Raw genomic sequence first — 589 nt, forward strand, 5'->3', positions numbered from 1 at the left:
AGAATTTAGAAAAGACACCGACTTTACCGCTGAAAACCTTTCTGGCATTTATACAATTGAATACTCACTAGTTGCCGGAGAATCCGGTGAGATAAGCAACCCGAAATTCTTACAACAGGTCGAGGCATTCAGCCAATGGCTTGAAGCTCGAGAAGAAGTTGTTCATGTCGATACGATTACCGAGATATTCAAGCGCCTGAATAAAAATATGCATGCCGATGATGAGTCATACTTCCGGCTACCGGAGTCACAAGATTTAGCGGCACAATATTTACTGTTATATGAAATGTCGCTCCCCTATGGGCTGGATCTCAACAACCAGTTAAACGTAGATAAATCATCTATCAAACTAACTGTTGTACTAAACAATATACCAAGCTACAAAACCTTAGCGCTTGAAAAGGATATTGCTGAATGGCTTGAGACAAATACCGATATTACTGAGTTCTATGCTGCGAGCCCGAATATCATGTTCTCTCATATCGGTGAGCGAAACGTTATGAGTATGGTTTCGGGGGTAAGTTATGCATTGATACTAATTTGTATCATCATGGTGATCGTACTCAGGTCAGTCAAACTGGGCTTGGTT

The 589-nt window shown here is 41.1% G+C and carries 1 pseudogene; it reads left to right on the top strand.

The window, feature by feature from the left end:
• A pseudogene (locus tag A3766_RS31450) lies at positions 1–589 on the top strand (RND family transporter); the annotation flags it as partial.

Source organism: Oleiphilus sp. HI0132 (genome assembly GCF_001635845.1).